Raw genomic sequence first — 21,868 nt, 5'->3', positions numbered from 1 at the left:
TTATATCACCATGCTAAAGCCAGAGGTTTTACGACATCTCATAATAAGCTCTTTCAGATAATCCCAAAATCTTTGCTCGAGTATATGCCGCACTCAGCGACACATTGAAGAAGTCCGCCACTGCCTGCATATGAATAGTTCTTTTTCCAGATTCTGCAATGTCCGACGCTGCTTCCAAAGTAAGGAAAAAAATATATCGCGGCATTAAAAGAGCAGCTGCAAACTCATTTGCCTGCCGCACCTTTTCTGGATCTTTTTCTTGAAACGGAACTTTATCAGCTTGTTTTTCCCAAATTTCAGCATTTGTTTTGTACCCCATATGCAGAAAAAGATGCCCTAATTCTTGCGCGATAGCAAAACGTTTTCTCTGTTCATCTTGATATGAAGATACAATTATTTTAAAACCATCTCCATTTTTTTCGAGTGAAGCATAGGAAAAATCTTTTTTCATTTGGATAGATCCGCCCAGTTTCTGAACCAAATCGTTTATATCATCAACTCGGAAACCGATTTTATATATATCTAAAATATCTTCGGCCAAAGAATTGATCATATTTCTTATATAATCCGTCATTTTTGCTTTTTCCTTTTCGTGTATATACAATTCCAGCAATACCTCTTTTTTAGTCAAGGTTAAATCTTTTAAAATATTTTCAATTATGTCCGATGGTAAAAACTGAAAATATTTCTTTACGTCTTTCATTTCATTAATCAGCTATAAATGAGCAAATCCAAAATATTGCACAAAAGAAAGACACCCTCTGTAGAAGGATGTATAATTGAAGTACCAACAAACAACATACTCACTCAAACAAGGGGGTGTCCGTTGCAAACAGTATACATCATTCCAAACATATTTACAATTACCTGAAAGCATTAAATCTCGGATTATTTTTATCCGATGTGTATCTGAACCACTTATTGACCATCATCCTGTCTGTTTTTCTCCGGGGATACCGGGGAAAAACAGTTGATTTCCAAGAAGTCAGCCATTGCCACAGGACAACGACCGCTTATTTCCTGAATCACGGAAAATGGAAGGACGATGCATTGCAGGATGTTTTAAAAAGCAGCATCCTCCAAGCCATTTATAGGGAAGCACAGCGTTCCGGACAACCGATTTACTGTATTGTGGATGATACGATTGCTTCACATACCCGGCCTTCGTCACAGGCGGTTCATCCAATCGAAGCTGCGTATTTTCATCAATCACATTTAAAAGGCTGTCAGGATTATGGGCATCAGGTTGTCTCCGTTATGCTTTCCTGCAACGGGATTACCCTGAATTATGCAGTCATCCTGTACGATAAATCAAGATCAAAGATCCAGATTGTACAGGAGATCGCGGAAGAACTTCCCGCTGCGCCGGTCATTTCCTACTTTCTTTGTGACAGCTGGTATACTACTGCAAAAGTGATGGACCGTTTTATTCGGAAAGGATTCTATACGGTTGGGGCATTAAAGACCAACCGAATCCTTTATCCATGCGGGATCCGTCAAAAAGCCAGTGCATTTGCCCTTCATTTGCGGAAAACAGACCCGGATGTCAGCCTCGTGACCGTTGGCAGCCGTGAATTCTATGTATACCGCTATGAAGGGGAGTTGAATGGCATTCCAAATGCAGCGGTGATCCTCAGCTATCCGAAGGATGGATTTGGGAATCCCAAAGCATTGCGTGTATTTCTCTCTACAAATGCAGAGTTATCCACGCAGGAGATCCTGGACACCTATACGAAACGGTGGCCGATTGAATTATTTTTCCGGCAGAGCAAAAGTAAACTTGCGCTGGATAGTTATCAAATCCGATCCCGTCAGGGAATCCAAAGGTATTGGCTGATCATGTCGTTGGTCCACTATTTGTGCTGTATGCATTCTGGAAACTACTGCACATTCGAAGAGGGATACGCATCCTTGAAGCAGCAGCTAAAGCAGGAACAGTTTGCAAACCTGTACCGCCTCATAAAAAGCAGCGCCTCATTCGAAGAAGCTTTTAAGTTTGTGGGATAAGTTTGTGCAAAATTCGATATTTGCTCATTTATAGTAATCAGTATAGTTTTTGCGCTTTCTCTATTATTTTTTCATCAGTCACAATATAATTTTTATTTCTAATGGCATAGGTAAACCATCGTACTCACCAAGATAAAACTTTTCACAAGGTTCTACTTGGAAATCATTTTGACCAGGAATATCCCAATTTTTCCTTAAACATGTTCCCATATACATAATGCTATGTAAAACGTCATCTTCAGATAACCAAATCAAATCTCCAAGTCTAATTACATTATCAGAACTGGCTTTTGTAACCGTATACAATTTATTCCTTTCCATTTGTCTATCTCCATTTGTAATCTTATTTAGAAATGTTTTCTACTTCTCTGACCGTTTCGCTCCATCGTGAGACATCTAAATAGTGTGTCTTGCAAGGCTCGACTTCAAAGTCATTGGTTCCAGAAGCGTCCCATTCTGCCTTTGAGAGCCAACCCTTTCCTTTGCAGCTATTCAGATCTCCATTCGCAGAAAGCCAGATAATGTCTCCAGTCACGAAAGTACCATCAGAACTAGGCTTTGTGACGGTATATAATTTCAGCTTTTCCATTTTACTGTGCTTCCTTTCTTAACTTTTTCAGACACTCCGGGCAAAGATTGCCATATTTTTCGTCATATGCCCAATTTTTGACCATTTTCTTTAGGGTACTCACATCTTTGCTGGTGTTGTAATATCTCGATACAACCCCGCCGCACTGGTCACAAATAACTTCCATAAAAATTATCGCTCGTTTAATTTAGATCACCCTCATTTAACGTAAGAATTGCCTCTGGTTTACTGATCAATATTTGTTCCAAAGATATACAGCCGCAGCAACATGTCCTTTTCTTCGGCAGTCATATCTTCCAGCATACTTTCAATTATGTCTTTAGGCAAAATTTTGAAGTCGTCTTTGACTTTCGCCATCTCATCAATCAGCTCTATTGATGCATGTTTATTATTCATTAGATTCACCTCTCTCTGCAAATCTTTTCCAATAGCTATAGCAAAATTTGTAGTTATCTACGGATTTTTCGGAGCGTCCGCCGGTGTAAGATTCGATGCAACCCAGACATCTTTTAGAATAGTCTGTATCGGAAGAAATGCACTGATTACATCTTGAACGTAGTCCCCATATATTCTTTTCTGTTCTGACGATTTCCTCAAGCTGCTTCAGATCATAGATCTCTTTAAAACTTTTCTCCGTATAGATACGATCCGCTATATACCATTGAATAATTCTTACTTTATCGCACTTTTTGATGAAAATCACTTCCTTTAGAAGGCAAATTTAGTCAATGCCTATACTGCCATAATCTCTCTCAACATAGATAATCTTTTCACGCTTCATTGCAGTAATTACTTTTGAAACTTCATTTTTCTTAACGTCTAATACGCTGGCCACATAGTCCACGACGGTTTCTTTAGACAGTTGTTTACCCTTCAAATAGGAATAAATACAGTCTCTTATGTCAGCATTGGAAATCACAGAATCGTAATTAACTTCCGTTAAGAAATATATTTTTTCAATATCCTCTTTCTTTATGCTTTTTACTGCATCTGCAGAATTTAAAATTTTATCACCGTTAGTTGTTTTTACCAAATACATGTGCAATTCCTCCTTGAAATTATTATATTTCGTTTTTAGCATGTCCTTTTGCTTTTGAACATTTGTTTTTTAAGAGTGATAACTCTTCTATTGCCTCTGAAATAGATCCGTCTTCGTCACTGTCGATGCCGGAACTTAGGACGGCACTCATTATACGACCAGCAATATCAATAGCCTTTTCCGACTTTTTACTTAAATTCATCGATTCTCCTTGTACTTTTTTCTACGCTTTTCTCTGGATTCTGATCTTTGTTGCTTTAACAATTTACATCCGCCGCAATTATTCCGGTTTTTGCAGAACCAGCAATTATCATTGTCAAGCGTCCACCACCAAGGCGGCTGCGGCCGCATTTTTCTTTTTGCCTTTCCCATTGCAGCTCCTATACTTTCCGGAATCTAAATATGTCTTTCCCTATCTGACACCATGCTACCATAAAATCTTTTGGCTGTCTCTTCAAAAAACAGCTTTTCAGCCAAATCAATTGCCTGTGCATTCGTCTCGAAAGGATACACGCTTGCTAATTCTTTAGCATATGCCCTAATCATTGTACTTTTCGAACCAATCATGTTGCTTTCCAGCATATCATGATAGATTTTCAGCATTTTGTCATCTGAAACCTTTGAAAAAATGTCCATTTTACTTCCCATATTATCCTATTTTCCTCCACAAAGATAGTACGCAGTAGGATGAACTTTCTTTAAGTTATCCCATGCAATTTCGCATTTCTGGCAAGTGCATTGTCTAATGTCCTGAATGATTGCCGCTTCACTTTTATATATGTTAGACACTTCAGGACATAATGCCGATTCACCCAGTTTGATACCGCCATTCGGAGCAATCACCGGCGTGCAAACCTTACCGTGCTGGAGCAGGCAGGTTACCATCTGAGAAATGGAGTTTACATTCTGCAAAGTAAGAAGCCTGCAATTTGCACACTCAGGGCCTATAACATTCCAGTCAGCATTTGGAAAATTCTGAAGGGCGCGGCCTTGCGGGTATAAGCACTTCTGCGGATTCTGCGGGTTTCCCGGGACCGCCTCAATGATGGCTCCCAGCTTATTCAACCAATATTTTTCCTGTTTAGACAGTGGATCTGGATAGAAGCGCGGATCATCTGTAACCTGAATCAGTACCAAACGATTCCCATATCTTTTGATAAACTGCGTCACCCTTGCATATACTTCTCTGTCCCGGGCTAATTTACGCCCATTCGTGATAAAACATATGGGACATCTAAATGCCAGCTGGGTCCATTTGAACTCTAAAACATCCAGAATTTCCATGATCTGCGGATGCTCAAACATTTCTCCGCCGGAAAAATTCCATGTTGGGATCTTATAGGTCTGCAGGAAGTTTAAGGAATTTCGAAAGGTCTGTATGGGCATATGCAGCCCATCCGGAGTACAATCTGACATGCAATGGGAACAGCCCATATTGCATGCATAGGTAACATCAATAATCATAAGTCGCCTCCTTTTTATTGTATGCGTCAAGACTATGTAGTCAATTCCATTACCATTTTCGATAAATAAATTTCATCCATATTATATGGCAACGCATTTGTATCAGCATTTATGCCAGCATATTTGTTCTGCAGTCTTGCGTAAAAGGCTGTTATGTTGCAAAAAATACGCCAACATACACTGATTGATTGGAATTTAATATGAAAATACTACATTTCCTTCTGCTTAATGCTGAATTTGTGACAGAATCAAACGTATTCTCTGCATCATATATTGTAGTATCAGCCAAGACTAAAGTAGTCGAAATTGCGACTATTTATGATGCGAGAGAAAAGCTGGGGCAGTCGGATTCGAACCGACACAGTTCAGCAGTCAAAGTGCTGTGCCTTACCGCTTGGCCATACCCCAGTAATGGATAGAAGGCTCAACAAGTTCTTCTTTACATAGTATTATAAAAAATTTTTAGATTCGTTTTCACGTACGAAAAAAAGTTGAGCCTTTTATATTTGTTTATGATTGCTTTTGGCGATTTGAAGCTGTTATTTTTAACATCACTCCGCAGTGTCTTCTCTTCCAGCGGTATAATAAGCGTCCTTGTCCCGGAAGAGCTGGATTTCTTTTTTGCATCCATAACACGGAAAACGGAACTGCTCCTCTTCAATATTTGTCATGTATTTATATGCCCTTCCGCAAGTACATTTTAAGAAGACCTCTTTCAAATCTTTCAGCGGAATTGCATTCCCACACTTGCAATGGCATTGCTTTATCGCTTCATGGTAACATGCACCCCAGGTATTCCCGCATTTTGGACACCGGATGAGCAACATGCCCTTATAAAAAACGGGAGCAGTTTTTGTATCTTCATCTGACTTTGTAGCAGCTTCAATTCCTTCTTCTGATGCTGCCGGAGCTTTTTCTTTTGCGGTTTCCGGTTGGAATTTTTTCAAAACATCTGATAATGGATAGGTAAGCGAATCTGGATCTGAAATAGGTTCCACCGGAGCAGGGTCCTCTGAAAGTGGATCGGGATATTCAATCTCAGAGCTAAAAGGTACATCCTGCTGGAAAAGATCCTCTACTGCTGGTAAATCTTCAATGTTTTTACTCGCTGCCGGACCGATAACGAATTCTGAATTGTCTGGGGCTTCATCGAATTCCGAAACGTCCGGAAGATCAAACGGGGGACAAAATAACGGGTTATTTGAATCCTCCTCATTCAGAGTTGAAACAGCCATCTGATATGCTTCGTCGATAAGTTGTCGTGCCTGCATGGATGTAACCTGAAATTCCATACAGGTATACGGCGTTTTGATTGTTAATAACATAAAAAACCTCCTTGAAATAATATAACTAATTACGTCTAAGTATAGACAAACGTGTTTAGCTCGCATTCTCAAACCAATAGATTTTTGAATATTTCCATCGTAATTTGCACTTCCTCGCATTAACTTTTTTACAATGTTTTGTTGGGCTTTGAAAATTAATCGCTTTTTGTTCCGGGTATAGTGCTGTTACATATCCTCTGTGCGTTTCGCCATTTTTTAATGTATACTCAACCAAATCTCTATGCTTAATTCCTAAAACATTGTCGGTTTTCGCTTTGCTTTGTCTACGCATGGGTTTCACTGTCCATTCTTTCATATCATAGGTGTCAGGTTGCAAATTCGTAATACAGACAGCATCATTGGCGTGTGATTTCTCAATATTCCAGTCAATGCGTTTATTGGCTGTATCTCCGCCGTTTGTCAGATATAATACTCCCAAACTGGACAATTGTTTTCTAAGCCACTCTTTACCAATCATTACATGTTGTGCATAATTCAGGTTTTTATGATCAGAAGATTTTAATAGAGAGAAATATCTATCCATATATAATTCTTCCTGGCCTTCCGTTTTCTGATGGCAGCTTTTACATAATGTAATTAGATTATCTAACGTGTCAGAACCATTTCGTCTTCTTGGTTTAATATGATGAACTTCTAACCTGCAATTCAATTTTCCGCATTCCATACACTTGCCGCCATCTCTTAGAATAGCTGCTTTACGGATATTTTCATCCAGTCTATTAGATTTTTGATATTGCCAACGATAAGGTTTATACCCATCTGTCAATGCTCGAATATCAATAGAAACATCTTCTAACCAATAATTTGTTATATTTATCCACTTATTAAGCCAATGGATCACTCTTATTATAGCTTGTCGTTTCTGTAAGATACTTGGAGCAATTCGTTTTTTTCTTTTAGACGATTTACGATTGTCGAATCTTGCCGGCCTATATCTTTTGTGATAACGATGATAGTGTCTATAGCTTCTCCTGACTTCCATAAGATGCTTTACATCATTGCGCTGCTCAATGGTTCCTTTGAAAACAACTTTATTTTTCGTTTTACATTTCTGAACCAGAGCAATACCCACATGAAGCCCACCATCATCGATTCCACAACGAATCTCATCTTTACAGATTTCATTTTCTGGAATTTCTTTCTTCAATTGTATTACCATTGGATATTTACTAACCAATGCTGCTCGTTTCTTGCGGATAAGAAACCATGCTTTTTGTTCTTTTGCCGGTGCTAATTGTTTCCCATTCGCATCTAATACAAAAGCATAACTTGTCATTTCTGACACCTTCCTTACGGAGAATTTCTCTTCGTGCCAAAGTCAAGCAGAGGATCTGTGGTTCCCTGTTATCAATGCAGGACATTAGCATTGTTTCCTGGTTTGCACTCACAGAGCTTCAGACTGAAGATTACATCTAAAGGTGTGTCTTTACCTTACTGCTTAACATAGTTCCTATCTGCAACATGTCTTTCGACAGTAGCAGTCACTTAGGCTTGAGACCTATTGTTAAGCTATAGATAAGAGACTTCATGTGTCCACTCTTATCTATATTTGAATGCATATTTCTATGTTTTTGGTTACTTAACAATTAGTCCCTATACATTTTATAATCTCTCGGAATCTTCAGCCCGCTAAAATCAAGGCTTTCAGATCCCTCTTTTTATATGAAGAAACTATCCGCCAAGAGATATTAGTATTTGCAAAAGTTCTGAAATGTTCGTACTCAGGATTTCTAAATTACTTAGCTCTGCTGTATCCTTTGAAAAAGCTTGCAGACATTCCTTTCGAGAATATGATTTCGTACCCACTTTCACGATTTCAGGTAAAAAACAGCATTTGAGATACCTGAAGAACTTTGTTACTGATTCTTCAGCATTTGCCAAATATGTCTCCGTGTTAATCCATAGATGACATTGTACGTTATTACCAGAATATCCCAAACCAATCTTGCGGCAACCATTTTGCGTTTCCGCCATCTGCAATGCCACTTTGGCATAGGATATACTGGTTAGCGCGTTTTCGCCTAATGCTGTTACTGTACATATTTCTTGCATTACTCTTTCACTGCTCATCTTGAAATACCGTTTTTTTGCTTTTTTTTTCTGGCAGCCCTCTTCCGCATCTGCTCACTAAGATACCGCATCTGCTCCATATCCTCTTCCGGATCTCTTGGATGACCTGGACACATCAAGACCAAGCTCAAAAATCCGAAAAAAAGTCCACAAGCTCCAATAATTCCACCAAGTGTAAGTGCCATAACCTTCCATCTCCTTTTCAAACGTTAGAGAGCTGATTTACACTCTCTTATATAGAATTGCAAATCCACTTTCAAAAATTTCTCACGTACGAAAAAAAGCGCGGAATTCTGTTAAAATTCCACGCTTTGCGAATATTTATTTTCTTTTAAAAGGAGAACTTATTCTTCAGGATATTTTTTTCGGAAACTTTCTAAAACATGTTCAAACATAGTTTCGATTTCTTCCGCTGTCAGATCCACGATCTCCGGGAAGAAATCTTTTTCCTCCTCATCATAATCATCATAGTCGTCCTCATCGTAAGGGTCATCCAGATGATCATGCACAAAATTATAGTCCTCAACGGTATCCAAAAAATCCCGAAAACATTCTGAAAATGTAGTGCCGCCATAGTAAAAAGGACTCATCTCAGTATTCGAACCAGATTGCATACCATTCTGCTCCGCGGCGCGGGCAGCCTGTTCGGCTTCTTCTGGATCTATGATATGTCCCCAAAGTCCATATTCATTTTCCTCCAAAGTTCCAAAGTGTCCATTGCAAATCAGGCACCGGAAAATAGGTTTCTGATCAAAATTCTCCATACGTTTTTCCTCGTTTATCTTTCTTCAACAATTTAGTCTGTATCATATTCTCCCGTTACAGTTCGTTTTGTAGTGTTTCGTGGTGTTTCGTACTGTTACAGCTCAATATGTATCATATCACGATTGCCCCCAAAAGTCATTGCTGTTTTATTATTTCTTGTATTAATCAAGAAAGCCAGCAATCAAAAAAGCGACTGCTACGGCAATTGCAGCGATATTTCCGAAGGATAATACCGCCGAAAGAAATCCGACAATAACACAAGAAATACCCATCACCTTATCGAATTTAATGCTGCGTTGATATTTACGTTGCATATAACGTCCTATCTGCTCTTGCTCGCTCGGGGATCGAAATCCGGTTAATTCTGTAACATTCCTGAATCCGTGAAATTCAATGCACGCTAGTTCATCAAAAGCCTGTATTTTTAAGTGTTCAAAGTGTTTTTACAAGTTTTTCCGTTTTCACCTGCTGGGTGAATGAATTTCATGGTATACTTATTTCATCAATCACTTATGAAGGAGTGTTTTGCCATGAACAACAACCGAAGATTTACCCTGAATACGAACCAAAACATTATTGTCGAATTTACAAATGAGCACATTATCCCTGCCAGCGGACTTGCTGTTGTCGGTGCACTTCTTGGGAAAAGTGATTTTGCCAAAAAACTCAATCGCATGGATGTAACAAAAAACCGTTCCCAGCATCAGATTAAGAATGGGGACATCATCCTCACCTATATCGGGATGCTCTGTATGGGAAAACCATACTTTGAGGCAGTCCATGAGATGGATTCCATTAATTTTGAACTACACGAGGGAAAGCAGCATTGCCAGAATGGAACGATAGAATTCCTGCAGGAAACCATCCGCTTCTGTAAAAAGCTTACGGATCAGCCATTACTGGTCCACCTGGATTCCGGAAATGATTCCATTGACAATATTGCGGTTCTGATCGATGCAGGCTGCTATTTCATCATCAAACGCAATCTTCGCCGGGAAAGCAAGGATGGATGGTTTGATATGGCCAAACAATGCTGCAAAAACATCACAACGCCCAGAGCCGGAAAAACCGTATATGTCGGAAGTAACTGGAAAGATGTTTGCAGTAAGCAGTTTAAAAAAGAATTTACACTGCGCACCAGATATGAAATCACTGAGCGTACCATGGACAAATATGGCCAGATTCTTCTGATTCCTGAGGTTGAAGTCGAAACCTGGTGGACAAATCTTGGGACAACAGACGAGGAGATCATTCAGCTGTACCATGCCCATGGGGAATGTGAACAGTTCCATAGCAAGATTAAAACAGATATGGATCTGGAGCGTCTTCCATCCGGTAAATTTACAACAAATGCATTGGTACTGGAATTAGGACTGATCGCCTACAACATTCTTCGAATGATTGGTCAGGGTACGATCGGAGGCCGGTCACCCCGTCAAAAACGGAATGTCAACCGCCGGAGACTCCACACTGTAATCAGCAATCTGATCATGATGGCAAGCCATGTCACAACACATGCACGTCAATTGATAATGGGACTCGGGAAAAGCAATGTATGGCGTCATCTTTTTGCAGATTATTGTGAAAACAGTGTCGCCGTGTAATGAGATAACTAATAAGTTCATATAAAAGTTTTATTTCGTGTACCCATTTTTACAAAAATCCTGATCAAAACGACCTCTAATAAGGGAACTGCTTAAAAAATACCGCTATTAACAACAAAAGTAATCGACAACCAGTTTCATTTTAGGAACTGGTTATAAAAAAGGATGAACTTCACGGATTCAGGAAATACCTTATAGTCCATCACAAACTCATTATTATTTCCTGTTCGGCTACCGTCAAAATCTGTTCCACACGCTGCTAATGATAAAACCAATATTAAAGAACACAAAATACCCAAATGTTTTTTCATAATGTTTTCCCTCTCAGATTTCGATTTTTCACTCTCTGCAACTTCCCAACAAGCAGGTATTTTTATAACTGTTCACGCCACTTAGCCGCCATTAGTAAAATTTTTTCAATAAATGCACTTTTACCATTGGTATAGGCACTTCTATCCTCTGGATATTTTTTTGCTAAGCGTTCTTTTAATTCTGAATATTCCTTAGCCTCCTTTTCGTGGGTATTCAAATAGTCACGCATATTTATATAATTATTCCATGCCTCTTGTCCCCAAATGACTACATGGATATAATGCGTCCGTATATTATTTTCCAAATCGCCCATGACATACAAATATTGCCCAGAAGGGTATTGCATATGATAAACAATACCATTTTTCATCAAATCGTCATTATGCTTTATAATTTTATCAAAGTTACTCACGCCCACAACTATATCCACCGTAGGTTTTGCGCAGATGTTTTTTATTGCAGTACTTCCGATATGCTGTGCGTCTATAATATCATCTTTTAATATTTTTTTTAAACTGCTAATAGTTTCCTGCGCTGCTATTTCCCATTCAATCCTATGTGGCTCAACTAAAACAGTTCTTCCTTTCAATCCAATTTGCATATATGTACCTCCATAAATCCCGACTTTCCAGTATGTCAAACTGGAATTTCATCGTTTTTTATACATGATTGTTGTCCCATTTCTAAAAGTAGGCGGATAATCTCAATAACAATATCCACATTTATAATAAAACTTATGGGCACTCTTCGAAGAAGGAATTTCTATCAATTTGCTATCCAAACACCATTCGTCGTTTTCAAGAAATTCCACTATTTTTTTGCCTATACCTTTCTTGCAAAAATCGGGATTTACAAAAATAGCGGTAAAGTAACATTGCTTTTCTTGGCTCTTATCTCTGCTTACACCTCCAAAAGCAACTATTTTTTATTTGTACCAAACTTCGTAGTAATGCCTTGTATCTATAATGTTTTCCGAATAGTATACATCATTCTAACAAAATTTACAAGTACTTTAAAACTCTAAAACTTGGTCAGTTTTTATCCGACGTATATCTGAACCATTTAATGACGATTATTGTTTCTGTTTTCCTTCGTGGATACAGAGGAAAAACCATTGATTTTGCTCAAGTGAGCCATCACCACAGAACCACAATCGCTTATTTCCTGAATCATGGCAAGTGGAATGACCTTGCTTTGCAGGATACGTTAAAAAGCAGTGTGATCCAGATCATTTATCAAGAAGCTCAACGTTCCGGCCAGCCCATTTTGTGCATTGTGGATGATACGATCGCTTCACATGCAAAGCCCTCGTCACAGGCTTTGCATCCCATTGAGGCCGCTTATTTCCATCAGTCTCATTTAAAAGGGTGCCAGGATTATGGTCATCAGGTCGTTTCCGTTATGCTTTCCTGTAATGGAATCATTTTGAATTATGCTGTTATCCTGTATGATAAATCAAGATCAAAGATCCAGATCGTACAGGAAATTGCAAAGGAACTTCCCATAGCTCCAGTGATCTCTTACTTCCTTTGTGACAGCTGGTACACATCTGCAAAAGTGATGGACAGTTTTATTCAGAAAGGCTTCTATACAATTGGGGCCTTAAAAACTAACCGGATCATTTATCCATGCAGGATCCGTCAAAAAGCCAGTGAGTTTGCCCTTCATTTAAAATACATATAGGCAGCAAATAAGGCTGAGATTTCTGCGGCATCTTGATCTACAGCATAGATTGTATAATGATGGAGATCATTATAGATTTCACAGGGTTTATCAATCTGAGCAATCTGCTTATTACCACAATAAACCGGATGTTTTCCTCCTTCTGCTCCAAAGCCAATCGGATACAGATCATACTGCTCCTGGTCGACTATGTACATGTGCATATAACTGATAGTCGTAAACCAGCCTTCTCTTTGATCAATCTGTGCAACGTTACCTAAGATTCGATGTTCAGAGTTGAAAATCTTATACGGCCTGTAAGCTTTGCTTTTGTCTGGCAGCGGACGTTCTTTCAAAAAGCCGCCAGCATATACCATATAATAGTCCTTATCGAACAAGTGGATGGTGATTTCGGCTTCCATACTTCCCAATTTTCCCTGAACTGAAATAGAACCCACTTTTTTCTCTAAATGCCAGATTGTAAAATCTGCTGAAAACAGCTCTTTTCGCTGTTGTTCGATTTTTAGGATCATCTAAAATCCCCCCCCCTATTAATTAGCACGTTTCTTCTCTGCTTCCAAAATATCCTGAAGCAGGAGTGACCCAAGCTTTTCCGTAAGGTAATCTACGGTTTCCGCCTGTGAATGGTTCCCTTTTGCATAGTTCTGCAGATCAGTATCCAGTTCTAAGGCATCAATATCTTTAATGAACTTTTGGATCATCTGCAACTCTTCATCCGGTCCATACGGGGTAAACTCCACCTTATTACGGAATCTTCGAAGCAGAGCCTTATCCAGTCTGTCTGAGCGATTTGTTGCTGCAATTACCACTTGCCCTGCGGCAAGTGTATCTAAGCATTGCATTAAGGAAATCGTTGTTCGGCCAAGCTCCCCATCTGCTCCCGTATCATGACCGCGCTCAAGACCGATACAATCAATTTCATCCAGCATCAATACACAAGGGACGTTTTGGCAATATTGAAATACCGTCTGCAAATTCTTAGCAGTTTTTCCAAGATAGGATTCAATTAAATTGGAAAAGTTAAGGTATATATAGGGAATTTGCAGTTTATATGCAACATACTTTGCAAATTCCGTCTTTCCAGTTCCCGGTAATCCGTAAATCAAACTGCCGTTACGGTATGAAATAGCATAGTCCGCTAATCTGTATGCAACCTGAGTTCCCGCATAAATCTTATCGTATAACTGCCGTTGAACAGTGCCTACATAATAACGATTTTCGGGAAAATCAGACACATCCTGAATATGGATAAGCCCTTGCAAATTAGCCGGCAAGGTAGTCAACTCTAAGCTGCCGATGTTCAGCAGGTTTTTGCAGTAATTAATCTGCCGTTGATTTTTTTTCGTTGTGTCATTCGCACAACATGCTATTGCTGCTTTTTTCGCATCTTGAATTCTGTTTTTAGCCAAACATTCGATTACGAGTAGCATATTTTTATCCAAACCAGACATTTCAATAAATCCTTTCTATATTTTTCTCGACAATTTCACGTAAAAGATTTCCAAACTTATCGCCAAGATAAACGGTTATTCTTCTACAATTTGTATATTCAAATCGTCATTGCTTTTCATGATTTCCTGTAACCGTGCTTCCGTTTCCGATCCCGCCGGAACGTGAATCTTTAATGGCTCTCCGCACAATGCAAAATTGTCCTCATCAATTTCCTCTACGGTTCCCGGGAGATAAAGATCTGTCAAAGAGCTACACGCTGTGATTGCGTGATCCCCAATCTTTTTTAATCCGTCCGGGAAATTCAGCTCTTGCAAGGAATCGCAGCCATAGAAGCTGCTGTTTTCTAATATCTCCACTGGACCTGAGATTTCAACTTTTTCCAGTGTTGTTGCAAAGTTAAATGCGCTGTTGCCAATTGCCCGAACCGTTTTCGGTAAAATAACCGTCTTTACTTCTTCATTTCCTTCAAAAAGCCGCTCACCAATCTGACTGACTGTCTTTCCGTTAATTTCTTCCGGAATGGCGATGGTATCCTGCGGGGTTGATGTCTCAAAATACCAGATAGATACTGTTCCATTCTCCAGATCCTTTTTAAGATACTGGATATCGGACGTTTCCCTGCTCATTGAAGTTGTAGATACCGAATGGTTGTTCGGATCAGTGTTATTGCCTACTGTTGCATTTTGGGAGCTGCCGCAACTGCTCAAAAGGAGGCAAAATCCACATAATCCTAACACAATTTTTCCCTTTTTCATACCCAAATCCTTTCTCTGAATATTTTTTGATGTATGCGGCGTTACTTCTTTTTAGACACTTCCGAAGCGCAACCCACAATATCCCCAATATAGATTGAGGTTTCGGTTCCATTTTCATCTTCGACCACAACAATGAAATTGTTCAGATTCGAAATAATTCCAGAAATGCTTGTACCATCAGAAAGCTGCAGACGTACGGCATCATTTGAACCTACATACAAAGAATTCTCAATTGTTATGCTTTGCACAATTCTTCCCTCCTTATAAACTCTTTTCACATATAGTATTAGAAAAAAATGTTAAATCGTATTTCACGTACAAAAAAACAGTATCAACCCTCTAAGTAGACTCGGATGCTACAATCATAAAAAAGAAGATGCCCTTTCTGCAGTATCAGGCATCTCCTTTTGTGGTAAATATTCTATTATTTTAAAAATTGGCTATAAGAATAGCACTTCGCGGATCATTTCCTTCCGGATCTCCCAAAAATGGACATAAACATAATCTGAATGTATGATGTTAAATACCTGATGCCAGGATAACACCCTCATGAATGCTTGTTTGGCAGCGTCAGCATTTCTATATGCTTCATAGTCGCTATCCAATTCTTCCGGTGTATCTCCATGCGGAATGTATTCTCCAAGCGAAATGCTATCCCACATTAAAGAATCACTCAAAAGCAATTTTCGATCCGGAACTTCCAGTGTAAGGCAGACGGAGGCCTCTTCAGGGAAATTGTCAAAATCCAAGTTCTCAGGGATATTGTTTTCGCCGCCATAAAGATAATATCCCCAAATAGGCGCAGCGGAAGGATCTGGCGGAAACCCAATTGTTTGTATCATCTTATTGACGAGCAAAGAATAACCGCCGGGGGTATACGGAAAATCCACAACAGGGCATATCTTTTTATCCCCATAATATGGAATGCCTTCCTGCAACAATCGAAGCGTCTCTCTGGTTATCAGTGTCCATACTTTCAATTAAACCACCTCTTTCTTTTCCAAGCACAACACAATTATCTGGTCACTAATAGTATGTGAAAAAATTAAAATCTCGATTTGAGCGTACAAGAGAAAAAGACAAAAAGAAAAGAGGGAAAATCCCTCTTCCTCATTCATATGTCTATGCTTTTACACAAAAATGCTGCCCTTACACAAAAAATGCCTCGTTTCCTCTTGCTACTTCCGAGGTTCGAAAGAAAATCACAATCTGATGCGGATACGGAGCCGTTGTATCTCCATAATCAATGTTTTCTATATGAAAATCCAAATCTTTCATGCGGATTGTTTCAGTGGGTACATCATCTTTTTCTTGCTCGCATAACAATATGGTAAGAGAGTTTGGGACTCTGCTTTTCATCAAAACTTTCATACTTATCGCTCCTCTTCAAAAATTGTATCATGTTAAAAAATCCTATACAAGCCCTCATATTTCACGAATTTCTTTTCCTTATATTCCCCTATTTTTGTATAAAAATCATGAAAAAAAGTAAAATCAGCATTTCCACCAGTCCGATCGCACATAGTCGAGAAAAATTTTTGTATTTCTGACCAGGAATTCGAAAATCATAGGGATTTTGTGGGTTGATCCAGATTTCTATCGGCATTCCGATCCATAGGGGTTGACTGGGGGATTCTAACAAACAAGGGAGCAGATATCGTTCCGGCCAGAAAAATTCGATCAAAACCATTGGCATGTTCGAGGTTCGAAAACCTTCTATGGAAGCAATACGTCCTTGAAGTTTTTGCGTACAACGTCTTTTCTTACGAAGAACGCAGATTTTTAGAATACATCCCATACAAAAGAAAAATAGGCTGATTACCACTCCGCCCCCTAAAAACAAGCGAGCAGCACTTACAGACATATATCATCCTTCTTTCCTTAAAAATATTTTCCCTATATTTAGTATTACAAATTTTTTGCGTTTTAAGTTGCATTTATATGTGAATGAAAGGACAAGAAAATCTCCGACAGATCAGCGCGCACATATATGCTGGTCATGCCGGAGCAGATAAAAAGCAGAAATTAATGAGTACCTACATAGTAGGCAATCCCGATAGCCACCGCAACAAGTGACTGCATAATTCCTAATATTAAACGGCCTGTCCATGCCGCGTTTTTGACAAATGCATTTTCCGGTTTGGAATTCTGATAATAAACGATCGCAGGCTCTCCTTTTTCCCAAACTGCTTTCGTTGCATTCACTGTTTCACATGTGTAAGAAGCAAGTCCCGCCTGATAGCGGACAACAGCATGGAAAAGCGGCTGCCCTTTGGCGTTTTTAATTTCCACTACATCTTCCACAATACCATCAGCTCTCTCTTTACAGGAAAGCAATTTTCGAATTCGCGGAAGTGCAACGAATCCAAACCATCCAATTGCGTCAATCAGCATGCAAGCATAGAATAATAAACTAAATTGTTCTGAACTCATGAAGTCGTCCTCCTCTTTGATTCGTTTCGTGCAACTATGTAGATAAATTTATTATACATTACAAAAGCATAAACTGCAAATTGTTTACAAAAAAATAATCTTTGGCACGAAATTATTTGAATTTTTATTGCTTCTGCCAGGAATAATGATATAATAAATTCATCAAGAAATTTGGTTTTAAAATAAACTCATGAAGCCAATCTCCTTTTTTGATTCGTTTTGTGTAACCATAATCCAATTTTTTTGCAAACCTTATACATATCTGTCATCTTTCCCAAATAACCTAATGTGTTTGTCCGTCATTGAGCCACCACCGTATCTTCAACCTCGTCAACTAATATTGCTTGCGCCCATCTTCCATATAACAAAAATCAACTGAAGAACACTATGACGTTTAGATTTATAAACATTCTTGACAACCACACATTAAATTGCTCGAAAATAATGTGTGGTTGTCAGATGCCACGGGGTATTAGCCGAACGCAGAAGAAGGTCTAAACGCTCTATACGAGCGCTTTTTACAGGAAGATGCTATTCCAATACAAACTTCAACTGCCCGGGTTTCTAACGTATACAAAAAAGCAAAGAACGGCATAGCCGTTAAGCCATACCGTTCCTCGTTTCCATATTTCTTAAATTATCACCGTGTTACTGGCGTTTTTTTCTGCGGACGGTTTCTTCCAGAACACCGAAAGATCCTGCCGCCAGAGCCATTAAGATGCCGATCGGGGTCGTATCTCCTGTTGCTACGCTTCCGGCTTTGGTGATGGTGGTACCTTTTTCATTGTCTTTTGCAATGCTTCCAGTGCTTGCGGTCAGAGTAGCGCCGCCGCTCTGCTGTTCTTTCTTCACGGTTTCTGCCTTCTTCGCTTCTTCCGCCTTTTTGGCTTCTTCTGCTTTCTTGACTTCTTCCGCTTTCTTCTCCTCTTCTGCTTTCTTCTCTTCCTCTGCCTTTTTCTCTGCATCTACAAACTTCTGATAGTTTGCTTTTGCAATTACAAGATCCGCAAGAGTCTCGGCATGTTTTGCAGCGGCTTCCTCATAAGCAACTTTCTTCACAGCCGTATTCTCTTTTGCTTTGGCAAGATCAGCTTTTGCTGTCTCGTAAGCGGCTTTTGCAGAATTGATCTTGGTTACGTAATCGTTCAGATAGGTGAAGCCCTCTTCTGTGATCGGGGTCTTCATGGCATCTGCCAGTGTGATATTCTTGGCAATTGCAAGAACACCGCAGGCATCGGTGTATGCCTTATCTTTCTCTTTTACGGCCTGCTTTTTCGCAGCTACATCTTTCTTAGCGGCTTCTACAGCAGATTTCGCAGCGGAAACATTTTCTTTTGCCTTTTTCAGAGCGTTCTGCGCATTCTGGTATGCATTCAGGGATGCTTTGGCAGCTTCGTATGCTTTCTGGAGCGGTGCTACAGCCGCGGATTTAGCGGCAACTTTCTGTGCGGTTGTATCTTTCTCAGCCTGCAGTTTTTCAACCGATTCTTTTGCTTTCGCAAGAGCATCCTCTTTCTGTTTCAGCTCTGCTTTGGCATCCGCAAGGGCGGTCTGTTTCTCTTTCAGAGCAGCTGCTTTCTGATCAGCAACAGCCTGTTTTGCTTCCATATCCTTTTTCAGATCGGCAATGTTTTTGTTCAGCTGTGCCAGATAATCATTCTTTTCTTTTGCGGTCTGCTGATCTGCTGCCAGTTTCTTTACAGCATTGTCATATGTAGCCTGTGCGGCATCGACTGCTGTCTGTCCGTCTGCAATGGCTTTCTGGATATCTGCCAGGGCTTTGTCTGCATCTGTCTTGGACAGGTTCTTGATTACCTGTGTTCCGGACGCGGTTACGATCTTATATCCAACAGCTTTCTTTACAGAGCTGTAAGAATGACCCGTTACTGCAGAATGGTCACCAACCGCTTCGATAGCATCCGGTCCATAGCCGAAATCTTCTCCGCATTCATTGCATACCTGATGGTATTCGTAGTTGGTTTCTACTTTGGCATTCTTATCGCCAGTCATTGCGATCACAGATTCTGTCAGCTTGTCAAGAAGCTGATCTCTTTCTGCCTTTGCAGCAGTAAGTGCGTTTTCTTTCTGGTCGGATACCTGTTTGCAGGATGCGATATTTTCTTTTGCAGCATCCACTGCAGATGCGCTCTCAGCAACTGCATTCTGAGCTGTTTCATATGCCGTTGTCTTGGAATCGAGATCCGCTTTTGCTTTATTCAGCTCCTGTACGGCATTGTTGTATGCTTCGGTAGCCTGTTTCAGAGCATCTTCGTTGACGGATTTCTCGTTCTGATACTGTTTCAGAAGTGCATCCCATTTTGCCACTTCATCCTGTGCTGCATTGTAAGCCGCCAGTTTCGCATCGTAATCAGCCTGGGCTTTATCCAGATCGGTCTGGGCTTTAGTAAGTTTGTCAATGTAGGCCTGCAGGAGAGCGCGGAACTCAGCTACTGTGTAGCAGTAACCCTCGTCTTCATCGTTTACAGAGCCAAACACCTGACTCTCACAAGAACTGTATAAATCCGGATTCGTTCTGTTATAGCAGAGTCCAAAACCTGTAACTGTGTTATTGGCGCTGACGAGAGCAAGATAATGCAGTCTTTCGCTTAAAATAGTGCTGTCTTTTTCACTGTCATACCATGCCATATAGGCGATTTCCGGATCATCCATTCCCCATGCAAGGTTTTCACCATAACCGAACTGGAAAGTATGATCTTCTGTATGTAAAGAAGCATTTGCCTGATACTGCGCCGCAGCCATTGCTCTTGCAGAAATTTTAAACTCTTCCAGATTATTTGCTCTTCTGAGTTCATTGGATTTTTCAATAAAATCCAGAGCGTACAGCATGTTTTTCAGACTGGTTGCATCATCTTCCGCACCCATGTTGGTTTTGTCTGGATAATCTCCCTGTGAAAACAGATCAGATGCTGCTGTCTCACCGATACTGTCGAAGAATCCTTTTGATCCCAGTGCTTCCTGCTTCTTCGCTTCTTCTGCAGCCGCTTTTGCCGCATCTAAAGCTGCTTTTGCTGCATCCAGCTCATTTTTGGCTTTTTCTACATTAGACTCAGCATTTGCTTTGCTGTTCTGTGCATCTGACATGTTGCTTTCGGATTTGGACACTGCATCTTTCTTCGCATCCATTTCAGCTTTGGCGGTATTCTGTGCATTTTCTTTCTGGTCTGCATTGGACTGTGCCGCATCCATCTCAGCTTTGGCAGTTTCAGCGGCAGATACTTTTTTCTGGTAATCTGCGGTAAGCTCGTCCAGCTTGCTGTTCGCTGCGATCAGCGCATCAAAGGCATCAGAATATTCTTTCTGCGCGGCATCAACCTTTTTCTGCTGTTCTGCAAGTGCGGCGGCATCTGCGTTCACTTTTGCTTCTGCCAGACCCTTTTTCGCATCTTCCAGCGCATTTTTCTTGGCATCCAGATCTTTTTTCGCATTGTCTGTAACGGTCTGCTGTGCCTTTACAGCGGCATCTGCTTCTTCCGCATCCTTTTTCGCCTGTGCATATTTGGAATCTTTATCTGCAGCATTGGAAGCGGTATCATACAAGTCTTTTGCGGTTTCTGCATCTTTCTTTGCAGCATCCGCGTCTTTTTCTGCATCTTTTACATCGGATTCTGCCTGATCAACTTTATCCTGTGCATCCGCCTTGTCCTGCTCTGCAGAAGATTCATTTTTCTTTGCTTCATCCAGCTCTTCCTGCTTTTTGGCATCCTCTGCTTTGGCATCTTCCAGATCTTTATTTGCTTTATCCAGATCATTCTTTTTCTGATCCACACTTTCCTGTGTTTCATCGGTCGTGGTCTGGTCTGCTTTCTGCTGTGCATCCTGCTCTGCCTTTTCCTGCTCTTCTAAAGCGGCCTGTGCATCCTTTTCTGCCTGCTCTGCTTTTTTCTGGTCCTCAGCGGCTTTATCTGCATCTGCTTTAGCCTGGTCAGCAGCATCCTGTGCATCTTTCTGCGCCTGATCGAAAGCATCCTGTGCATCTTTTTCAGCCTGGTCGATATCTTTCTGCGTCTGATCGGCCTCTGCCTGCTTTTTATCTTCGTCCTCTTTAGCGGCATCATAATCTGCTTTGGCCTGATCGGAATCCTGTTTTGCTTCGTTTTCCTTTTCCTGCGCCTGATCCAGCTGATCCTTGGCTTCTTCTTTGGTTTCCGGGTCTGCCGGAGCTTCGGTTTCTTCTGGAGCCTGTACGGTGTTTTCAGTATTTTCATCTAATGTTTCAGCATGAACAGTGGATGTTCCTCCAACTGCCACACCACCTGCAACAACACCCATAGCCAGAGTTGCAACTACTTTTTCTTTTTTCATTGTCCTATTTCCTCCTGTACTTAGCA

General features: G+C 40.3%; 29 protein-coding genes and 1 tRNA gene. 3 read left to right on the top strand and 27 right to left on the bottom strand.

The features are described from left to right. Positions 1 to 28: 28 nt before the first annotated feature. The gene (locus tag DXD92_RS04475; RefSeq protein ID WP_118640173.1) at positions 29 to 703 is read right to left on the bottom strand and encodes an ImmA/IrrE family metallo-endopeptidase; all 675 of its coding nucleotides are present in this window, start codon (positions 701 to 703) and stop codon (positions 29 to 31) included. A gap of 116 nt (positions 704 to 819) precedes the next feature. Here DXD92_RS04475 and DXD92_RS04470 point away from each other — a divergent pair, with 116 nt between their 5' ends. Next, positions 820 to 2,007 (top strand): transposase, encoded by a 1,188-nt coding sequence (locus tag DXD92_RS04470; protein ID WP_238046251.1) that lies wholly within the window; start codon positions 820 to 822, stop codon positions 2,005 to 2,007. 78 nt (positions 2,008 to 2,085) lie between these two features. Here DXD92_RS04470 and DXD92_RS04465 read toward each other — a convergent pair whose 3' ends face one another. From DXD92_RS04465 to DXD92_RS18475, 15 genes are all read right to left on the bottom strand, one after another. Next, positions 2,086 to 2,328: a hypothetical protein gene (locus DXD92_RS04465; RefSeq protein ID WP_118640172.1), complete on the bottom strand. Its 243-nt coding sequence runs from the start codon at positions 2,326 to 2,328 to the stop codon at positions 2,086 to 2,088. A gap of 22 nt (positions 2,329 to 2,350) precedes the next feature. Continuing rightward, positions 2,351 to 2,596, bottom strand: coding sequence for a hypothetical protein (locus DXD92_RS04460; RefSeq protein WP_117802188.1), 246 nt, complete (start codon positions 2,594 to 2,596; stop codon positions 2,351 to 2,353). 1 nt (position 2,597) lies between these two features. Continuing rightward, complete coding sequence (locus DXD92_RS18485) at positions 2,598 to 2,762, bottom strand: hypothetical protein (protein ID WP_158568357.1); 165 nt, start codon at positions 2,760 to 2,762, stop codon at positions 2,598 to 2,600. Positions 2,763 to 2,821: 59 nt separating this feature from the next. Further along, complete coding sequence (locus DXD92_RS18480; protein ID WP_158568358.1) at positions 2,822 to 2,992, bottom strand: hypothetical protein; 171 nt, start codon at positions 2,990 to 2,992, stop codon at positions 2,822 to 2,824. A gap of 325 nt (positions 2,993 to 3,317) precedes the next feature. Then, positions 3,318 to 3,635 carry a hypothetical protein gene (locus DXD92_RS04455; RefSeq protein WP_117802189.1) on the bottom strand — a complete coding sequence of 106 codons (318 nt, stop codon included), beginning with the start codon at positions 3,633 to 3,635 and terminating at the stop codon, positions 3,318 to 3,320. Between the two features lie 22 nt (positions 3,636 to 3,657). Then, complete coding sequence (locus DXD92_RS04450) at positions 3,658 to 3,837, bottom strand: hypothetical protein (protein ID WP_118640171.1); 180 nt, start codon at positions 3,835 to 3,837, stop codon at positions 3,658 to 3,660. Between the two features lie 194 nt (positions 3,838 to 4,031). Further along, complete coding sequence (locus tag DXD92_RS04445) at positions 4,032 to 4,283, bottom strand: hypothetical protein (protein ID WP_117802191.1); 252 nt, start codon at positions 4,281 to 4,283, stop codon at positions 4,032 to 4,034. Between the two features lie 6 nt (positions 4,284 to 4,289). Then, positions 4,290 to 5,099: a radical SAM protein gene (locus DXD92_RS04440; protein WP_118640170.1), complete on the bottom strand. Its 810-nt coding sequence runs from the start codon at positions 5,097 to 5,099 to the stop codon at positions 4,290 to 4,292. A gap of 335 nt (positions 5,100 to 5,434) precedes the next feature. Then, positions 5,435 to 5,507 (bottom strand) — tRNA-Gln (locus DXD92_RS04435). Between the two features lie 143 nt (positions 5,508 to 5,650). Continuing rightward, positions 5,651 to 6,334, bottom strand: coding sequence for a hypothetical protein (locus tag DXD92_RS04430; protein WP_147399290.1), 684 nt, complete (start codon positions 6,332 to 6,334; stop codon positions 5,651 to 5,653). A gap of 145 nt (positions 6,335 to 6,479) precedes the next feature. After that, on the bottom strand, positions 6,480 to 7,721 hold the full coding sequence (iscB, locus tag DXD92_RS04425; protein WP_118640168.1) for an RNA-guided endonuclease IscB: 1,242 nt from the start codon (positions 7,719 to 7,721) through the stop codon (positions 6,480 to 6,482). Positions 7,722 to 8,116: 395 nt separating this feature from the next. Further along, positions 8,117 to 8,515, bottom strand: a complete 399-nt coding sequence (locus tag DXD92_RS04420) for a hypothetical protein (protein WP_147399289.1) — start codon at positions 8,513 to 8,515, stop codon at positions 8,117 to 8,119. Then, positions 8,512 to 8,700 (bottom strand): hypothetical protein, encoded by a 189-nt coding sequence (locus DXD92_RS04415; protein ID WP_117802196.1) that lies wholly within the window; start codon positions 8,698 to 8,700, stop codon positions 8,512 to 8,514. Before DXD92_RS04415 ends, DXD92_RS04420 begins: the two co-directional genes overlap by 4 nt. Positions 8,701 to 8,859: 159 nt before the next feature. Beyond that, positions 8,860 to 9,279, bottom strand: coding sequence for a hypothetical protein (locus DXD92_RS04410; protein WP_118640166.1), 420 nt, complete (start codon positions 9,277 to 9,279; stop codon positions 8,860 to 8,862). A gap of 162 nt (positions 9,280 to 9,441) precedes the next feature. Further along, complete coding sequence (locus tag DXD92_RS18475; protein ID WP_158581766.1) at positions 9,442 to 9,594, bottom strand: hypothetical protein; 153 nt, start codon at positions 9,592 to 9,594, stop codon at positions 9,442 to 9,444. Between the two features lie 216 nt (positions 9,595 to 9,810). On the opposite strand from DXD92_RS18475, the gene DXD92_RS04405 reads away from it, so the two are divergent. Then, the gene (locus DXD92_RS04405) at positions 9,811 to 10,884 is read left to right on the top strand and encodes an IS1380 family transposase (RefSeq protein WP_118640165.1); all 1,074 of its coding nucleotides are present in this window, start codon (positions 9,811 to 9,813) and stop codon (positions 10,882 to 10,884) included. A 373-nt stretch (positions 10,885 to 11,257) separates the two neighbouring features. On the opposite strand, the gene DXD92_RS04400 is transcribed toward DXD92_RS04405, so the two are convergent. Beyond that, on the bottom strand, positions 11,258 to 11,797 hold the full coding sequence (locus tag DXD92_RS04400) for a GrpB family protein (RefSeq protein ID WP_118640164.1): 540 nt from the start codon (positions 11,795 to 11,797) through the stop codon (positions 11,258 to 11,260). A 102-nt stretch (positions 11,798 to 11,899) separates the two neighbouring features. Continuing rightward, positions 11,900 to 12,118, bottom strand: coding sequence for a GNAT family N-acetyltransferase (locus DXD92_RS19625; RefSeq protein WP_270476084.1), 219 nt, complete (start codon positions 12,116 to 12,118; stop codon positions 11,900 to 11,902). 143 nt (positions 12,119 to 12,261) lie between these two features. On the opposite strand from DXD92_RS19625, the gene DXD92_RS04390 reads away from it, so the two are divergent. Continuing rightward, positions 12,262 to 12,879, top strand: a complete 618-nt coding sequence (locus tag DXD92_RS04390) for a transposase (protein WP_243104835.1) — start codon at positions 12,262 to 12,264, stop codon at positions 12,877 to 12,879. Here DXD92_RS04390 and DXD92_RS04385 read toward each other — a convergent pair. The 9 genes from DXD92_RS04385 to DXD92_RS04345 form a co-directional block, all read right to left on the bottom strand. Then, positions 12,861 to 13,391, bottom strand: a complete 531-nt coding sequence (locus DXD92_RS04385; protein ID WP_118640163.1) for a hypothetical protein — start codon at positions 13,389 to 13,391, stop codon at positions 12,861 to 12,863. The two genes, DXD92_RS04390 and DXD92_RS04385, sit on opposite strands and share 19 nt — an antisense overlap. Positions 13,392 to 13,409: 18 nt before the next feature. Continuing rightward, entirely contained in the window at positions 13,410 to 14,330 is a 921-nt protein-coding gene (locus DXD92_RS04380; protein WP_118640162.1) for an AAA family ATPase, read from the bottom strand. 75 nt (positions 14,331 to 14,405) lie between these two features. Continuing rightward, a complete protein-coding gene (locus DXD92_RS04375) occupies positions 14,406 to 14,957 on the bottom strand; it encodes a leucine-rich repeat domain-containing protein (protein ID WP_158581765.1) in 552 nt (183 codons plus the stop codon). A gap of 170 nt (positions 14,958 to 15,127) precedes the next feature. Next, positions 15,128 to 15,334, bottom strand: coding sequence for a hypothetical protein (locus DXD92_RS04370; protein WP_118640160.1), 207 nt, complete (start codon positions 15,332 to 15,334; stop codon positions 15,128 to 15,130). 192 nt (positions 15,335 to 15,526) lie between these two features. Beyond that, entirely contained in the window at positions 15,527 to 16,066 is a 540-nt protein-coding gene (locus tag DXD92_RS04365) for a DUF3841 domain-containing protein (protein WP_117802201.1), read from the bottom strand. A gap of 169 nt (positions 16,067 to 16,235) precedes the next feature. Then, positions 16,236 to 16,457 carry a hypothetical protein gene (locus DXD92_RS04360; RefSeq protein ID WP_117802202.1) on the bottom strand — a complete coding sequence of 74 codons (222 nt, stop codon included), beginning with the start codon at positions 16,455 to 16,457 and terminating at the stop codon, positions 16,236 to 16,238. A gap of 88 nt (positions 16,458 to 16,545) precedes the next feature. Then, the gene (locus tag DXD92_RS04355) at positions 16,546 to 16,950 is read right to left on the bottom strand and encodes a hypothetical protein (protein ID WP_118640159.1); all 405 of its coding nucleotides are present in this window, start codon (positions 16,948 to 16,950) and stop codon (positions 16,546 to 16,548) included. Between the two features lie 161 nt (positions 16,951 to 17,111). Continuing rightward, on the bottom strand, positions 17,112 to 17,519 hold the full coding sequence (locus tag DXD92_RS04350) for a DUF3592 domain-containing protein (protein ID WP_117802204.1): 408 nt from the start codon (positions 17,517 to 17,519) through the stop codon (positions 17,112 to 17,114). A gap of 648 nt (positions 17,520 to 18,167) precedes the next feature. Then, a complete protein-coding gene (locus DXD92_RS04345; protein WP_118640158.1) occupies positions 18,168 to 21,842 on the bottom strand; it encodes a CAP domain-containing protein in 3,675 nt (1,224 codons plus the stop codon). Positions 21,843 to 21,868: the final 26 nt, after the last annotated feature.

The organism is Blautia sp. TM10-2 (assembly GCF_003480845.1).
GTDB lineage: Bacteria > Bacillota > Clostridia > Lachnospirales > Lachnospiraceae > Fusicatenibacter > Fusicatenibacter saccharivorans.
This window is presented reverse-complemented; position numbering and strand designations above follow the sequence as displayed.